Here is a 13,136-nt window from a genome sequence, read left to right on the forward strand (position 1 = left end):
CAACACCCGCGGTGTCAGAAGGGCAGGCCGGGGATGCCGCTGCCGCCGCCCAGGCCCTGGGCCAGCGGGCCGAGCTTCTGCTGCTGGAGCGCCTGAGCGTTCTCGTTGGCCGCCTGTACGGCCGCGATGACCAGGTCGGCGAGGGTCTCGGTGTCCTCCGGGTCCACCGCCTTCGGGTCGATCTTGAGCGCCCGGAGTTCGCCGGAGCCCGTCACGGTGGCCTTCACCAGGCCGCCGCCCGCCTGGCCCTCGACCTCCGTCTGCGCCAGTTCCTCCTGCGCCCTCGCCAGGTCCTGCTGCATCTTCTGGGCCTGCTGGAGCAGCTGCTGCATGTTGGGCTGGCCACCACCGGGGATCACGATCAGCTCCTTGCTCTGTACGGCTTTCCCGTTCAGCACGAGCCTACGTGGTCCGGGCAGCCGTCGCCCCGGCACTCTTTCGAGTGAGAGGAACTGGAGTCCTATACCTGATCAAGACCCCCTTCCGGGCGGAAAAGAGGCGAAAGGCATCTCTTCGCCACCCATTGGGCGGTAGGAAGGGTCCGGCGCGTCAGCCTCAGGTGTTGCGTGACGTTCCGTGCGGCGCGGTGGTCGTACCCGGGTCGTACGTGCGGTCACACACCGTGATCAGTAGGGAGTGCCGGGTGGGTCAGCCGGAGATGCAGCCCGACAGGTCGCCACAGGACGGGCGGGGCGGCGAAGGGGCGGCCGGACTGCGGCCGGGCGAACTGACGGGTCGGGCCTTTCCGCTCGGGGACTGGGGAGAGCCGGCGGTGCGGCTGGACGAGCTGTACCGGTGGGTGGAGCGGGGGGCGCTGAACACGGCCGCGTGGTATCTGGCGGACCGGGTGTGGAAGCGGCGGGGGGCGCGGGCGTTGCGGGGCGGGGCGGCGTTCGGGGCGGTCGTGGGGGCCGCGTTGCCGTTGCTCGATCTGACGGGGGCGGCGCGCGGGGCGGCTCCCTGGGGGTACCTGGCGCTGCTGCTCGCGGTGGCGTGCGTCGCTGCCGACCGGTTCTTCGGGTTGACGTCCGGGTGGATAAGGGACGTCGCCACGGCCCAGGCGGTGCAGCGGCGGCTGCAGGCGCTGCAGTTCGACTGGGCGACGGAGAGCGTGCGGGAGGTTCTGGGGCCGGCCGAGGGGACGGCGGGTGAGGCTGCCGAGCGGTGCCTGGGGGTGCTGCGGCGGTTCTGCGAGGACGTGACGGAGCTGGTCCGTGCGGAGACGTCCGACTGGATGGTGGAGTTCCGGACGGGTTCCGCGCCGCTGGGCATCCAGTCCGCGCTGGGCGGGGGAACCCGCCACGACACGGGCACGGCCTTGGGCCGCTTCCCCGCCGCCCCGGCGAACGGCACCCGCCCGAACATGCCCCGCCAACGTCCCCCGGAGATCCGGTGACGCGACCCCCACCGAGCAGCGCAACGCCGCCGCGGGCACGCCGCCCGGCCGCCGGAGGTCACTCGCACAGGCTCATCGCCTGCCGGCACGGCAGATGCCCCTTGTCGCGGATCGCCTGCCGGCTCGTCTCCTCGTCGAGGTAGGCGAGGAAGCCGGCGGCGAGGGTCCCGTTGCGTGGGGTGCCGTAGGTGTAGGCGTATTCGACGTCGCGATACGGATAGGTGCTGCCGTTGGTCTCGATCTCGTCGATGTCGGCCTGTTTGCCGTCCAGCGGGACCCTGGCCACGCCGTCCTTCTCGGCGGCCTCGGCGAGGGCGAGTTCGCTGTAGCCGATGGCGCCGCGCGCCGCCGCGACCTTCTTCAGCACATCGCCGGTGGAGGCGAGTTCGCAGCGCACGACGGCCGAGGGGTTCTCCCGGCAGTCCAGGGAGGTACTCGGCGCACTCTCCCACCGCCCGTCCAGCACCCGCTCCTGGAAGATCTGCCGGGTCCCGGAGTTGTCCCCCCGGCTGACGAGGACGATGGGCAGGTCGGCGAGGTCGCGGTACTTCGTCTCCCGCTCCGCCTCGGACATCAGCTGTCCCCAGCGGGTGTACGTCCCCGCGTACAGCTCCCGCACCTGCCGCACCGACAGCCCCGCCGCCGCGAACGCGTTCCCTTCGCTTGCGACCAGCGTGTAGGCCGACAGCGCGATCTTCTTCCCCCGCAGCCCCAGCCGCTCCCCCGACGGTCCGTCCGAGAAGGCGATCACAGAACGGGCGCTGTCCTTCGACCGGCGCGCCAGCGCGTCGAGTTCGACGACACCGAGCTCGCTGCCGCGCGCCTCGACCGTGATGTCGGCGCCCTGGCACTTGCCCTCGTAGTCCTTCGCGAGCGTCTCGATCACGGGCGCGAACGCGGTCGAGCCGGTCACCGTCAGCCCGCCCCGCTCGCACTCGATCGGATTGCCGTCCCGGAAGACGACGATCCCGGCGAGCACCAGCACGGACGCCGTGAGCAGGGCGGTGAACACCCGCGCCGGGAGGCTGAAGACGTTCTCCTTCTCGTCCGGGGTGGCACTGCGGTTGGGGTGCACCTCGCCTTCCCGGATCCCGCCGTACAGCCGTATCTCGCGCCCCACGTCACCGCCGGAGAGCAGCACGAGCAGCTTGAAGTAGTCGCCGCGGTTGAGCGGCACCCGCGGGATGCGCAGCCGGTTGCCGTCGTAGCCGAAGCCGCGGTCGGCGCTGAAGTGGTCCATGATGTGGTCGATGTCGGTCGGCTGCGTGACCGAGACACCGCGAATGGTGCGGTCGGTGAACACCGCGGTCAGCCCGTGCCGTTCGGGGCTCGTGTAGTCGTCGCGGTCGATGCTCTGCGAGCCGTCGTTCTCTATGCGCAGCAGGACCAGCGTGGCGTCGACCATGCCCGGGGCCTCGTCGAACAGGCCCAGGCGCCGGTTCTCCCGGCCCGAGCGCACGTCGTCGCCGATCGCGTTGTCCATCTGGACGCGATAGCCGATCCGCTTGCGGCGCGGCACCCGGCGCTCGTACCAGACCATGACACCGGACGCGACGACACCGATGACCGCCGTCCCGATGGCCACGACGTTCTCCGCGCTCAGCCACTCCATGTGGGTGCCCCCGCTACTCCCCGGAGTCGGATGGTGGGGTCACCGTACGCGCGCACAGGGGAACATACGACCGACTCCTGCGGGAGTTCGCGGTTTGTTCAACTACCGCAGAGAAAAGGGGCGTTCACCGGAATCACGCCGCCGTTCCTCCTACTGCTTCCGGTACGTCAGTTTCTCCCCGCTGCTCGTGTTCATCCGCTCCAGCCTGCCGTCCGGCAGCAGCGTGATCTCGGTGGCGCCGCCCGGCGAACAGGAGGTGGCGGGCTCGCCGGTCGTCACGGTGGACGGGCCCATCGCCAACGGGCCGTTCCCGACCGGCGCCCGGGTCAGGTCCGCCTCGAACTCGCAGTGGTAGGTGCCGGTTCCGGCGGGACCGTCGGCGACGAGGGAAAGAACCGTGTCACCGACCTCGCCCTGCCGGATGGTCAGCCGGCGGGTGTTCGCGCCGTCCGCGTTGTCGATCGAGGCCGTCCAGGTGCCCAGGAAGCCGGCCGGGATCACACCGTCCCCCGGCGCCGAGGTGGCCGGGCTCGGGGACGGGCTGGGGGCGTTCGGGTCGTCGCCCCCGGAGCCGGTCGTGTCGGTGGTGACGGTCGGGGAGACGGTCGGATCACCGCCGGTCCGGTCCCCACCGCCGCCGTTCATCAGCCCGTACACCGAACCACCGGCGGCGAGCGCGACAACCAGCGCGATGAGGACGAGGGCCACCGTGGAACGACCGCTCCGGCGGGGCTCCTCGGGGGCGCTGGGAAGGTACGGCAGGGGTACGTCGTACGGCGGGGTGGGGCCGTACGACGAGCCGGGACCGTACGGCGGGTTCGGGCCGTACGAGGGTGTGGCGCCGTACGACGGGGCCGAGCCGTAGGGCGAGTGCGGGCCGGGCTCCGGGTAGCCGTACGCCGACTGCTGCGGGTGCTGCTGCGGAGAGCCGTAGGCCGGGTGGGCCGGGGTGCCGCCGGGGGCGGCGGCGTCTCCGAAGGTGCCGCCGGGCGGGGCACCCGGCCCCGGCGGCGGGCCGACCCGGGTCGCGGCCGCGGTGGGGAGCTGGTCCGGCGGTGTCGCCCCGGCGGCCGGGGCGTGCTCGGGCGAGGCCGCGGGGGTCGGCTCCCCGGAACCACCCTCCGTCGTGCCTGAACGCGCGGGCCCTTCCGGACCTCCGGGCCTCGCGGGCCCCTCCGCTCCCCCGGCTCCGCCGGCCTCCCCCGGCCCGACCGGATCCTCCGTGTCCAGCAGCCGCACCGCATGCCGCCCCAGCTGCGCCACCAGCGCGCTCGGCAGCCACGGATCCCGGGACCGCCCCCCGGAGACGGTGTCCTCGGCCCCCGTGCGCTCCAGGATCCGGTCCAGCGTCGGCCGGGCGCCCGGGTCCTTGCGCAGGCAGTCCCGCACCAGCTCGGCGATCCCCTCGGGCACCCCCTCCAGGTCGGGCTCCTCCTGGGCGATGCGGAACATCAGGGCGTGCGCGCCGCTGTCGACGGAGCCGAAGGGCAGCCTGCCGGTCGCGGCGTACGAGAGCACCGAGCCCAGGCAGAACACGTCGCACGCGGGCGTGATCCGGTCCCCGCGCACCTGCTCGGGCGCCATGAACCCCGGCGAGCCGACGAGCGCGCCGGTGCGGGTGAGCCCGCTCTCGCCGCCCACCGTCTCCAGCGCCCGGGCGATCCCGAAGTCGATCACGCGGGGCCCGTCGATGGTGACCAGCACGTTGGACGGTTTCAGATCCCGGTGCACTATCCCCGCGGCATGGATGTCCTTGAGCGCGTGCGCCAGCCCGGCCGTCAGGATCCGCACCGAGCGCTCGGGCAGGGCCCCGTGGTCGCGCCCGACGACCCGCTGCAGGCTGGGCCCGGCGACATACCCCGTGGCGACCCAGGGCACGTCGGCCTCGGTGTCCGCGTCCAGCACCGGCGCGGTCCAGAACCCGCCGACCTGCCGCGCGGCCTGCACCTCCTGCCGGAACCGGGCCCGGAACTCCTCCTGGGCGGCCAGCTCCCGCCGGACGAGTTTCACGGCGACGGTACGGCCGCGGGCGGAGCGGGCGAGGTACACGTCCCCCATGCCGCCCGCTCCCAGCCGCGCCAGCAGCCGATAAGCCCCGATCTGCTGCGGATCACCCGACCCCAGCTTCTCCATCGATCGCCCCCCAACCCCACCCACGCAAGCCCCCGCCTACGCGACGGCCCCACGATAGTGCGGCATACCGGGAGGTGAGAGGGGCGGCGTCTACGGTTCGGTAACAGGAGCGTCGATCCCGTCGAGGACCTTCGACAACCGTTCCAGAACCCGTACGGCCTCGGCGAGCTCCGCGTCCCCGAAGGCGTCGGCCAGCCGGTCCGCGAGGGCGGCGTGCCCGGGGTTGATCCTGGAGATCGCCGCGCGCCCCTCCTCGGTCGGCGCGAGCAGCTTCGCCCGGCGGTGCGCGGGGTTCGGCCGGTACTCGGCCAGCCCCTTCTCCACCAGCAGGTCCGCGATGCGCTGCACGCTCTGCCGGGTGATGCCCATGGCGCGGGCGACGCCGGCGACGGGCAGGGGTTCGCCGAGCACCGCGCCCAGCACCTGCCACCAGGCCGCCGTCAGCCCGGCCGGCCGGGCCAGTTCCTCGGCGACCGCGAGGAACTGGCCGTTGAGCTTGAAGACGCCGAGCGCGCTGCGGCTCAGCAGATCCTGGCGTTCCTCGCTCACAGCACTCCGGCCTTCTCGAGCACGGCGTACGCCGCGGCGTCGGAGTCGTGGAAGAGGCGGTACCAGGCGTCGACGGCCTCGTCGTCGTACACCTTCAGCAGCCGCAGGATCTCCCGGGCGAAGGCGACGGGTTCGGTCGGGCCGGCGGTGACGAGCCCGCCGTCGGTGACGGCATCGGCCTCGACGTACCGCTCGCCGCCGCCGTAGCCGGTCGCGGCCAGGTAGAAGGAGATCGCGCTGGTGTGGTCCCGGTCGTCGAGCAGCCCCTCGCGCGCCATCCCGGCCGTCGCCCCGCAGATCGCGGCGACGGGCACACCCGCGTCCAGGAACTCCCGCGCCCTGCGGGCGAACGGGGCGAGCTCGTCGCCCGTGTCCCAGAGGTCGGCGCCCGGGAGGATCAGCAGGGCCGCGTCGGACGGCCGTACGTCGTCCAGGGCCAGGTCGGGCTGGATGCGCAGTCCGCCGACGGTCGTGACGGGTTCCAGGGTCGGGCCGACCGTACGGATCTCGTATCCGGCGCGGGCGAGCTGGGCGGTGGCGTGGCCCGGCTCCCAGTCGGCCAGCGTGTTGTAGACGGCGAGGTATACGGGCTTGCTCATGGCTCCTCCTGGAGACCTCGAAGATGACAACATCCTGTCATTTAGACAGCTTACTGTCAACGACAGATGGCGTTCCATGAAGCGTCGACAACCTGTCGCGGAAACCGACCGACCGCAGACAGGACGCCGATATCGCGCCCGAAGGGCCCACCCGTACGCTCGGCCGCATGACCCCTCAGCCAAATCCCGAGGTCGGCGCCGCCGTGAAGGCCGCGGACCGTGCGCATGTCTTTCACTCCTGGTCCGCTCAGGAACTCATCGACCCGCTCGCCGTCGCCGGTGCGGAGGGGTCGTACTTCTGGGACTACGACGGCAACCGCTACCTCGACTTCACCAGCGGGCTCGTCTACACGAACATCGGCTACCAGCACCCGAAGGTCGTCGCCGCGATACAGGAGCAGGCCGCACACCTGACCACCTTCGCGCCCGCCTTCGCCGTCGAGGCCCGGTCCGAGGCGGCGCGGCTGATCGCCGAGCGGACGCCGGGCGACCTGGACAAGATCTTCTTCACCAACGGCGGCGCGGACGCCGTGGAGCACGCCGTACGGATGGCCCGGCTGCACACCGGGCGGCCGAAGGTGATGTCGGCGTACCGGTCGTACCACGGCGGTACGCAGCAAGCCGTGAACATCACCGGCGACCCGCGCCGCTGGGCCTCCGACAGCGCCGCGGCCGGTGTCGTGCGCTTCTGGGCGCCCTTCCTCTACCGCTCCCGTTTCTACGCCGAGACCGAGGAGCAGGAGTGCGCACGGGCGCTGGAGCACCTGGAGACGACGATCGCCTTCGAGGGCCCGTCGACCGTCGCCGCGATCATCCTGGAGACGGTTCCCGGGACTGCCGGGATCATGATTCCGCCGGCCGGCTATCTGGCGGGCGTCCGCGAGATCTGCGACAAGTACGGGATCGTCTTCATCCTGGACGAGGTCATGGCCGGGTTCGGGCGGACCGGTGAGTGGTTCGCGGCGGATCTGTTCGACGTCACCCCCGACCTGATGACCTTCGCCAAGGGCGTGAACTCCGGGTACGTGCCGCTGGGCGGCGTGGCCATCTCCGGGGCCATCGCACAGACCTTCGCGAAGCGGCCGTACCCCGGTGGTCTGACCTACTCCGGGCACCCGCTGGCCTGCGCGGCCGCCGTCGCGACGATCAACGTCATGGCCGAGGAGGGAGTCGTCGAGAACGCCGCCCGGCTCGGCGCCGAGGTGGTCGGACCCGCACTGCGTGAGCTGGCCGAACGTCACCCGTCCGTCGGCGAGGTCCGCGGCGTCGGCATGTTCTGGGCGCTCGAACTGGTCAAGAACCGGGAGACCCGCGAGCCGCTGGTGCCCTACAACGCGGCGGGCGAGGCCAACGCCCCCATGGCAGCGTTCGGCTCCGCCGCGAAGGCGGGCGGCATCTGGCCCTTCGTGAACATGAACCGCACCCACGTCGTCCCGCCCTGCAACGTGACGGAGGCGGAACTGAAGGAGGGCCTCGCAGCGCTGGACGCTGCGCTGGCTGTGGCGGACGGGTACGTGGAGTAGGCGTCATCCAGCCCGTCCGGCGTTTGAGGACGAGGCCGTTCAGGCCGACGGCGGGGGTCTGGGGGCGGCAGCCCCCAGGGACGGGACGGGTAGGGGCGGCGGGGGCGAAAAAGTCCGGCCGTCACGGGAATCTCACCCGGAAGCCGAACGCGTAAGGTGGCGTGCTCGTAGACATACGTACGCACGCCACCTCATCGCGACGACGGGAGACGCCCTCACCATGCCCGGCACCGGCACCGGCGGCAACGGCTCCGTGACCCGCAGCACCCTGCGGCAGCAGATCGCGGACGCACTGCGCGACGAGGTACTGTCCGGGCGGCTCCAGGCGGGCCGGGAGTTCACGGTCAAGGAGATCGCCGACCAGTACGGCGTCTCCGCGACCCCGGTCCGAGAGGCACTCGTCGACCTCTCCGCGCAGGGCCTCCTGGAGGCCGACCAGCACCGCGGCTTCCGCGTGCACGAGTACTCCGTCGACGACTACCGCGGCATCATCGAGGCCCGCGGCCTGGTCACCGACGGCATGTTCCAGGTCCTGGCCACCGACCAGACGGGCCACCGGGACCCCGACGACCCGCGCGTCCTGGCCGCCGCCGTCGGAGTACGCCGCCGCGCCGAGGAGGCGCAGCGCGCCGCCACCGCAGGCGACCTCACCGTGCTCATCGGCTACGACCTGCGCTTCTGGCGCGAACTCGGCGCCCTCTTCGGGAACCCGTACCTCTCCGACTTCCTGCACCGGCTGCGCGTGCAGTCCTGGGTCTGCGCGGTCCAGCATCTGCGCCGCCTCGACGATCTGCGCGGCCACCTGTGGTCCCGGCACACCGAACTGGTCGACGCCCTGATGCGCCGCGACCTGCCCACGGCCCGCGCGATCATCGCCGACCACGACGCGAACGCTCTCGCCCTGATCGAGCGACTGGCGGCCGGGTGACCCACGAGCGGGAGCTGCGAAGGCCCCCGACGTGCCGGCGACCCCCGGCACCGGCTGCGCGAACTCCTGGGCCGGGCAGGCAACTTGCTCATCCCCGAACGGCCGTAACCGGCATCGGAGAAGCTGGTGGGTGGTCCGGTGAGGTGGGCGGACGGAGTGTGGGTATGGGACCTGCACGAGCGGGGACTTGCATGACAAGCCCCGGAATGCCCGACCTGAAGAGCCCCACGAAGACCGGCATGAGGGGGTCCGCCCCCGACCCGCACCGATTACCCTTCCCTGACCACCGTGCTACCCACTGTGCTACGCCTTTGCCACGCCGTGTGACTGCTGCCCGACCGCTGTGTGAGGAGCCCTCTTTTGGCCTGTGACCTGTGGCTGGTACCGCTCGTCGACGTGTTGTGCCACACCCCCGACAACCCGTTCGCCGAAGAACTCGCGCAATACAACGAGGTGCTGGCCGAGGCCGGGCTGCCGCCGGTGCCGGTGTACCAGTACATGCCGGGCCTGTCCGGCGACGTCGCCCCGGTCGCCGGCTTCGACTACGACGCCCTGCACTTCCTGCGCCGCGCGTATCTGCTCCAGGTCTGCGGCCTCCCGGTGACCCCGGTCGACGACCTGGGCGGCGACTACGAACAGCTCCTGGAGATGTTCGAGTCGACGGCCCAGCAGTCACACCTGGTCTGGCACTACGACCACGCGGGCGCCTACGTCCCCGTCGACTTCCCGGACCCGCTCGCCAACGACGAGCTCCTGGCGGGCGGCGGCCCCCTGGGCTCCTCCCAGGGGCTCCTGCGCGAGCTGGAGTTCGTGGCCCAGGTCATCGGCATCGACCCGGCCAACCCCCCGGCGCCCCCGCAACCCCCGCTCTCCCCCACGTCCTTGGAGGAGCCGGCGGTCCCCGCGCCCTACGACCCGAGCCCCTTCTCCCGCGAACGGCACGTGTGGCTGGGACTGCACGCGGCGGCGACGCGGAGCCTGGCGCAGGGGTCGATGATCGTCTTCAGCTGACCGTCAGCCTGCCTGCAGCTGGGCCAGCCCCTTCTGCAGGTCCTCCGCGCTCATCACCGGTGTGTAGTCCACCTCGGCACCGAACTTCTGGAAGAGCTGTTCGGTCAGCACCGGCAGCTGGGCGGAGTCCTGCATGTCGAAGACGAGGAAGACCGAACGGACACCGCTGTCAGGTCCGAAGTAGGCGGCCTCCGGCTTGAAGGCGTCCATGACTTCCTTCATCACCTGAGGCATCTTGCCGCTGCGGATCACCTCGTTCGTCTTCTCGGTGTCGAGATGGGCCTGGAGCAGTACGCGCATGACACACCTTCTTCTGATCGCCGATGAGCAGTACGGCCTCACGCTATGAGCGCCGGGGGCACTTCGCCCGCTCACTGATCCATCAGAAGGAAGGGCGCCCCCTACCGGGGGCGCCCTTCTCGGCTACAGGGAAACTCGGCTCACAGGAACGAGTTGATCTCGATCGTCTCGTCCCGGCCCGGACCCACACCGATCGCGGAGATCGGGGCGCCGGACATCTCCTCCAGTGCCTTGACGTAGGCCTGGGCGTTCTTCGGGAGGTCGGAGAACGACTTGGCCTTCGAGATGTCCTCGGACCAGCCGGGCAGCATCTCGTAGACCGGCTTGGCGTGGTGGAAGTCGGTCTGGGAGTACGGGAGCTCCTCGACGCGCTTGCCGTCGATCTCGTACGCCACGCAGACCGGGATCTGCTCCCAGCCGGTCAGGACGTCCAGCTTGGTGAGGAAGAAGTCCGTCAGACCGTTCACGCGGGTCGCGTACCGGGCGATCACCGCGTCGAACCAGCCGCAGCGGCGGTCACGGCCGGTCGTCACGCCCCGCTCGCCACCGATGCGGCGCAGCGCCTCGCCGTCCTCGTCGAAGAGCTCGGTCGGGAAGGGACCGGAGCCGACGCGCGTCGTGTACGCCTTGAGGATGCCGATGACCCGGCTGATCTTCGTGGGGCCCACGCCGGCGCCCGTGCACGCACCACCGGCGGTGGGGTTGGAGGACGTGACGAAGGGATAGGTCCCGTGGTCGATGTCGAGCAGCGTGCCCTGGCCGCCCTCGAAGAGGACCACCTTGTCCTGCTCCAGGGCCTGGTTGAGGACGAGGACCGTGTCGGCGACGTACGGCGCGAGCTTGTCGGCGTAGCCCAGCAGCTCCTCGACCACCTGGTCGACGGCGATCGCGCGCCGGTTGTAGAGCTTGGTGAGGACCTGGTTCTTGACGTCGAGGGCCGCCTCGACCTTCTGGGTCAGGATCGACTCGTCGTAGAGGTCCTGGACCCGGATGCCCACGCGGTTGATCTTGTCCGCGTAGGTCGGGCCGATGCCGCGGCCGGTCGTCCCGATCTTCCGCTTCCCGAGGAAGCGTTCCGTCACCTTGTCCACCGTCACGTTGTACGGCGTGATGATGTGAGCGTTACCGCTGATCAGGAGCTTCGACGTGTCGACGCCGCGCTCGTTCAGCCCGTTCAGCTCGGAGAACAGGACCGACGGGTCGACGACGACGCCGTTTCCGATGACCGGGGTGCACCCCGGGGACAGGATTCCGGAAGGGAGCAGGTGAAGGGCGTACTTCTGATCACCCACGACTACCGTGTGGCCGGCGTTGTTGCCGCCCTGGTAGCGCACCACATAGTCGACGGAGCCGCCTAGCAGGTCCGTCGCCTTTCCCTTGCCTTCGTCACCCCACTGAGCACCGAGCAGCACAAGTGCGGGCACGCGCGTACACCCCTTCCGGGCGGGGCATGTCCAAGGTCAGGGGTGTACGCGGAGGTCTTCCACCGTGTACACCTCGACCGGACGCGACCGTCGTTGGCCGCGAACCGTCGGACCGGATAGCCCCGGAATAGACGAAGCCCCTGGCGCAATAGCGCAAGGGGCTCTTGCACAAAGATGCTACCCGAGGAAGCGAGGCATGGCCGAGGTGGCGACTTTCGCGACGTCCGATCAGCTGCTGGTGGTGATCGATCCGGTTGCTCGGAGGACGGACGGGGAGTCCGTCAGGATCGCGAAAGACGTGCTCAGCGCGGGTGCGGCCACGAAGGTCTGCCTGCCGGACGATCCCGACGAATTCGCCAGGGCACTGACCCGACGGGGGTCTCGACGGCCCGTGGTCGTGGGCGACGACCGGGCGCTGATGCGTGCGGTGACGGTGCTGCACCGGCAGCGGGAGCTGGCCGAATGTGTGCTGTCGGTGGTGCCGGTCGGCGGTGCGCTGGCCCTGGCCGGATCCCTCGGACTGCCCATAGGGGCGGTGGCGGCGGCCCGGGCGGCGCTGGACGGGGTGGAGCAGCGGCTGGACCTGCTCGTGGACGACAGCGACGGGGTGGTGCTGGGCGCGCTGCGGATCCCGCCGATACGGGACCCCGCCGCGCCGGCCGGGGCCACCGCGGTGGGGTCGATTGCGGGGCGGCCCTGGCTGCGGACGTGTCAGTCGCTCGTACGGACCCTGGTGCCGGCGCGCGGCCCCTCCCCTGCCGAGACGGGACCGTCGCGGCTGCGGGTCGAGGTCGACGGGACGACGCTGGTGGACCTCGACCAGCCGGTGGAGGCGGTGTCGGTGGCGCCGGGGCTCGCCGGGGTGGCCGAGGTGGAGGTGCGCCCCGCTTCGGTCGGCGCGGAGGCCACACCGCTGCGGGCCGAGGGCCGGACGGTGACCGTCTCGGGCGCCCACTTCCGCTATCGGGCCGACATGGCCGTCTCCGGGCCGGTACGCAGACGGACGTGGACCGTGGGCGAGGGCGGGCTGCGGCTGATGCTGCCGGGGCGGTGAGCCGCCCTGCGGGGTGCGGACGCGGTCGCGGTCGCGGTCGCGGTCGCCGAGGGTGCGGAGAGCGGGGCGGGTCAGCCCTGGCCGAAGGTCTTCTCGCGGTGCGCCCGCCAGCGCTCCATCATCGCCGCGACCTCGGTCTCCACGAACTCGAAGAAGGCGAGTGTCTCGGCCAGCCGGCGGCCCGCCGGGGTGTCGGCGCCGAGGCTGGTGACGCCCTCGCGCAAGGCCACCTCCCACCGCTTGAGCACGGCCTCGCGGTTGGTCAGGGCCTCGTACCACTGGTCGCCGTGCACCCGGTAGCGCTCGCGGCGCGAGCCGGGCTCCCGCTCGCGCGTCACCATGTGCGTCTGGGACAGGTAGCGCACCGCCCCGGAGACGGCCGCGGGGCTGATGCGGAGCTGTTCGCTCAGTTCGGCGGAGGTCAGCACGCCTTTGTCGGAGGAGAGCAGCGCGGCGAAGACGCGGGCGGCCATGCGCTGCATCCCGGCCTCGACGAGCTGCGCCGCGAAGGACTCCACGAACTTCGACACGGACTCCGCGTCCCGGCCTGCCGCCCCTGCGCCGACTGATTCCGTCATGCACCCATCCTATCGAGGGTTTCTACGCT

The 13,136-nt window shown here is 71.3% G+C and carries 13 protein-coding genes; 5 read left to right on the forward strand and 8 right to left on the reverse strand.

The annotated features are described in order from the left end of the window. Positions 1-14 precede the first annotated feature (14 nt). Positions 15-359, reverse strand: coding sequence for a YbaB/EbfC family nucleoid-associated protein (locus OHT51_RS19855; protein WP_328425310.1), 345 nt, complete (start codon positions 357-359; stop codon positions 15-17). Between the two features lie 284 nt (positions 360-643). Between OHT51_RS19855 and OHT51_RS19860 the strand changes: the two genes are divergently transcribed. Further along, the gene (locus OHT51_RS19860; protein WP_328880268.1) at positions 644-1,396 is read left to right on the forward strand and encodes an SLATT domain-containing protein; all 753 of its coding nucleotides are present in this window, start codon (positions 644-646) and stop codon (positions 1,394-1,396) included. A 58-nt stretch (positions 1,397-1,454) separates the two neighbouring features. On the opposite strand, the gene OHT51_RS19865 is transcribed toward OHT51_RS19860, so the two are convergent. The 4 genes from OHT51_RS19865 to OHT51_RS19880 form a co-directional block, all read right to left on the reverse strand. Beyond that, complete coding sequence (locus tag OHT51_RS19865) at positions 1,455-3,008, reverse strand: PstS family phosphate ABC transporter substrate-binding protein (RefSeq protein WP_328880269.1); 1,554 nt, start codon at positions 3,006-3,008, stop codon at positions 1,455-1,457. Positions 3,009-3,158: 150 nt separating this feature from the next. Beyond that, positions 3,159-5,141 (reverse strand): serine/threonine-protein kinase, encoded by a 1,983-nt coding sequence (locus OHT51_RS19870; protein ID WP_328880270.1) that lies wholly within the window; start codon positions 5,139-5,141, stop codon positions 3,159-3,161. Positions 5,142-5,231: 90 nt separating this feature from the next. After that, positions 5,232-5,690: a MarR family winged helix-turn-helix transcriptional regulator gene (locus OHT51_RS19875; RefSeq protein ID WP_328880271.1), complete on the reverse strand. Its 459-nt coding sequence runs from the start codon at positions 5,688-5,690 to the stop codon at positions 5,232-5,234. Next, positions 5,687-6,289, reverse strand: a complete 603-nt coding sequence (locus OHT51_RS19880; protein ID WP_328880272.1) for a type 1 glutamine amidotransferase family protein — start codon at positions 6,287-6,289, stop codon at positions 5,687-5,689. Before OHT51_RS19880 ends, OHT51_RS19875 begins: the two co-directional genes overlap by 4 nt. A 167-nt stretch (positions 6,290-6,456) precedes the next feature. On the opposite strand from OHT51_RS19880, the gene OHT51_RS19885 reads away from it, so the two are divergent. The 3 genes from OHT51_RS19885 (at position 6,457) to OHT51_RS19895 (ending at position 9,751) form a co-directional block, all read left to right on the forward strand. Continuing rightward, positions 6,457-7,812, forward strand: a complete 1,356-nt coding sequence (locus tag OHT51_RS19885) for an aspartate aminotransferase family protein (RefSeq protein WP_328880273.1) — start codon at positions 6,457-6,459, stop codon at positions 7,810-7,812. Positions 7,813-8,032: 220 nt separating this feature from the next. After that, entirely contained in the window at positions 8,033-8,740 is a 708-nt protein-coding gene (locus OHT51_RS19890) for a GntR family transcriptional regulator (protein ID WP_328880274.1), read from the forward strand. A gap of 360 nt (positions 8,741-9,100) precedes the next feature. Further along, complete coding sequence (locus tag OHT51_RS19895) at positions 9,101-9,751, forward strand: hypothetical protein (protein ID WP_328880275.1); 651 nt, start codon at positions 9,101-9,103, stop codon at positions 9,749-9,751. A 3-nt stretch (positions 9,752-9,754) separates the two neighbouring features. Here OHT51_RS19895 and OHT51_RS19900 read toward each other — a convergent pair whose 3' ends face one another. Beyond that, positions 9,755-10,051 (reverse strand): DUF3303 family protein, encoded by a 297-nt coding sequence (locus OHT51_RS19900; protein ID WP_328880276.1) that lies wholly within the window; start codon positions 10,049-10,051, stop codon positions 9,755-9,757. Positions 10,052-10,191: 140 nt separating this feature from the next. Next, on the reverse strand, positions 10,192-11,475 hold the full coding sequence (locus OHT51_RS19905; protein ID WP_328880277.1) for an adenylosuccinate synthase: 1,284 nt from the start codon (positions 11,473-11,475) through the stop codon (positions 10,192-10,194). Between the two features lie 196 nt (positions 11,476-11,671). Here OHT51_RS19905 and OHT51_RS19910 point away from each other — a divergent pair, with 196 nt between their 5' ends. Beyond that, positions 11,672-12,529 (forward strand): diacylglycerol kinase, encoded by an 858-nt coding sequence (locus OHT51_RS19910; protein ID WP_328880278.1) that lies wholly within the window; start codon positions 11,672-11,674, stop codon positions 12,527-12,529. 71 nt (positions 12,530-12,600) lie between these two features. Here the strand turns inward: OHT51_RS19910 and OHT51_RS19915 are convergent, their stop codons facing one another. Continuing rightward, positions 12,601-13,107 carry a GbsR/MarR family transcriptional regulator gene (locus OHT51_RS19915; protein WP_328880279.1) on the reverse strand — a complete coding sequence of 169 codons (507 nt, stop codon included), beginning with the start codon at positions 13,105-13,107 and terminating at the stop codon, positions 12,601-12,603. Between the last annotated feature and the right edge of the window lie 29 nt (positions 13,108-13,136).

Source organism: Streptomyces sp. NBC_00299, from assembly GCF_036173045.1.
GTDB lineage: Bacteria > Actinomycetota > Actinomycetes > Streptomycetales > Streptomycetaceae > Streptomyces > Streptomyces machairae.

Bases quoted from the DNA above. Each gene is read 5' to 3' on its own strand.
- OHT51_RS19885 (WP_328880273.1), top strand. From the start codon at position 6,457: ATGACCCCTCAGCCAAATCCCGAGGTCGGCGCCGCCGTGAAGGCCGCG.
- OHT51_RS19900 (WP_328880276.1), bottom strand. From the start codon at position 10,051: ATGCGCGTACTGCTCCAGGCCCATCTCGACACCGAGAAGACGAACGAG.
- OHT51_RS19890 (WP_328880274.1), top strand. From the start codon at position 8,033: ATGCCCGGCACCGGCACCGGCGGCAACGGCTCCGTGACCCGCAGCACC.
- OHT51_RS19865 (WP_328880269.1), bottom strand. From the start codon at position 3,008: ATGGAGTGGCTGAGCGCGGAGAACGTCGTGGCCATCGGGACGGCGGTC.
- OHT51_RS19870 (WP_328880270.1), bottom strand. From the start codon at position 5,141: ATGGAGAAGCTGGGGTCGGGTGATCCGCAGCAGATCGGGGCTTATCGG.
- OHT51_RS19915 (WP_328880279.1), bottom strand. From the start codon at position 13,107: ATGACGGAATCAGTCGGCGCAGGGGCGGCAGGCCGGGACGCGGAGTCC.
- OHT51_RS19880 (WP_328880272.1), bottom strand. From the start codon at position 6,289: ATGAGCAAGCCCGTATACCTCGCCGTCTACAACACGCTGGCCGACTGG.
- OHT51_RS19910 (WP_328880278.1), top strand. From the start codon at position 11,672: ATGGCCGAGGTGGCGACTTTCGCGACGTCCGATCAGCTGCTGGTGGTG.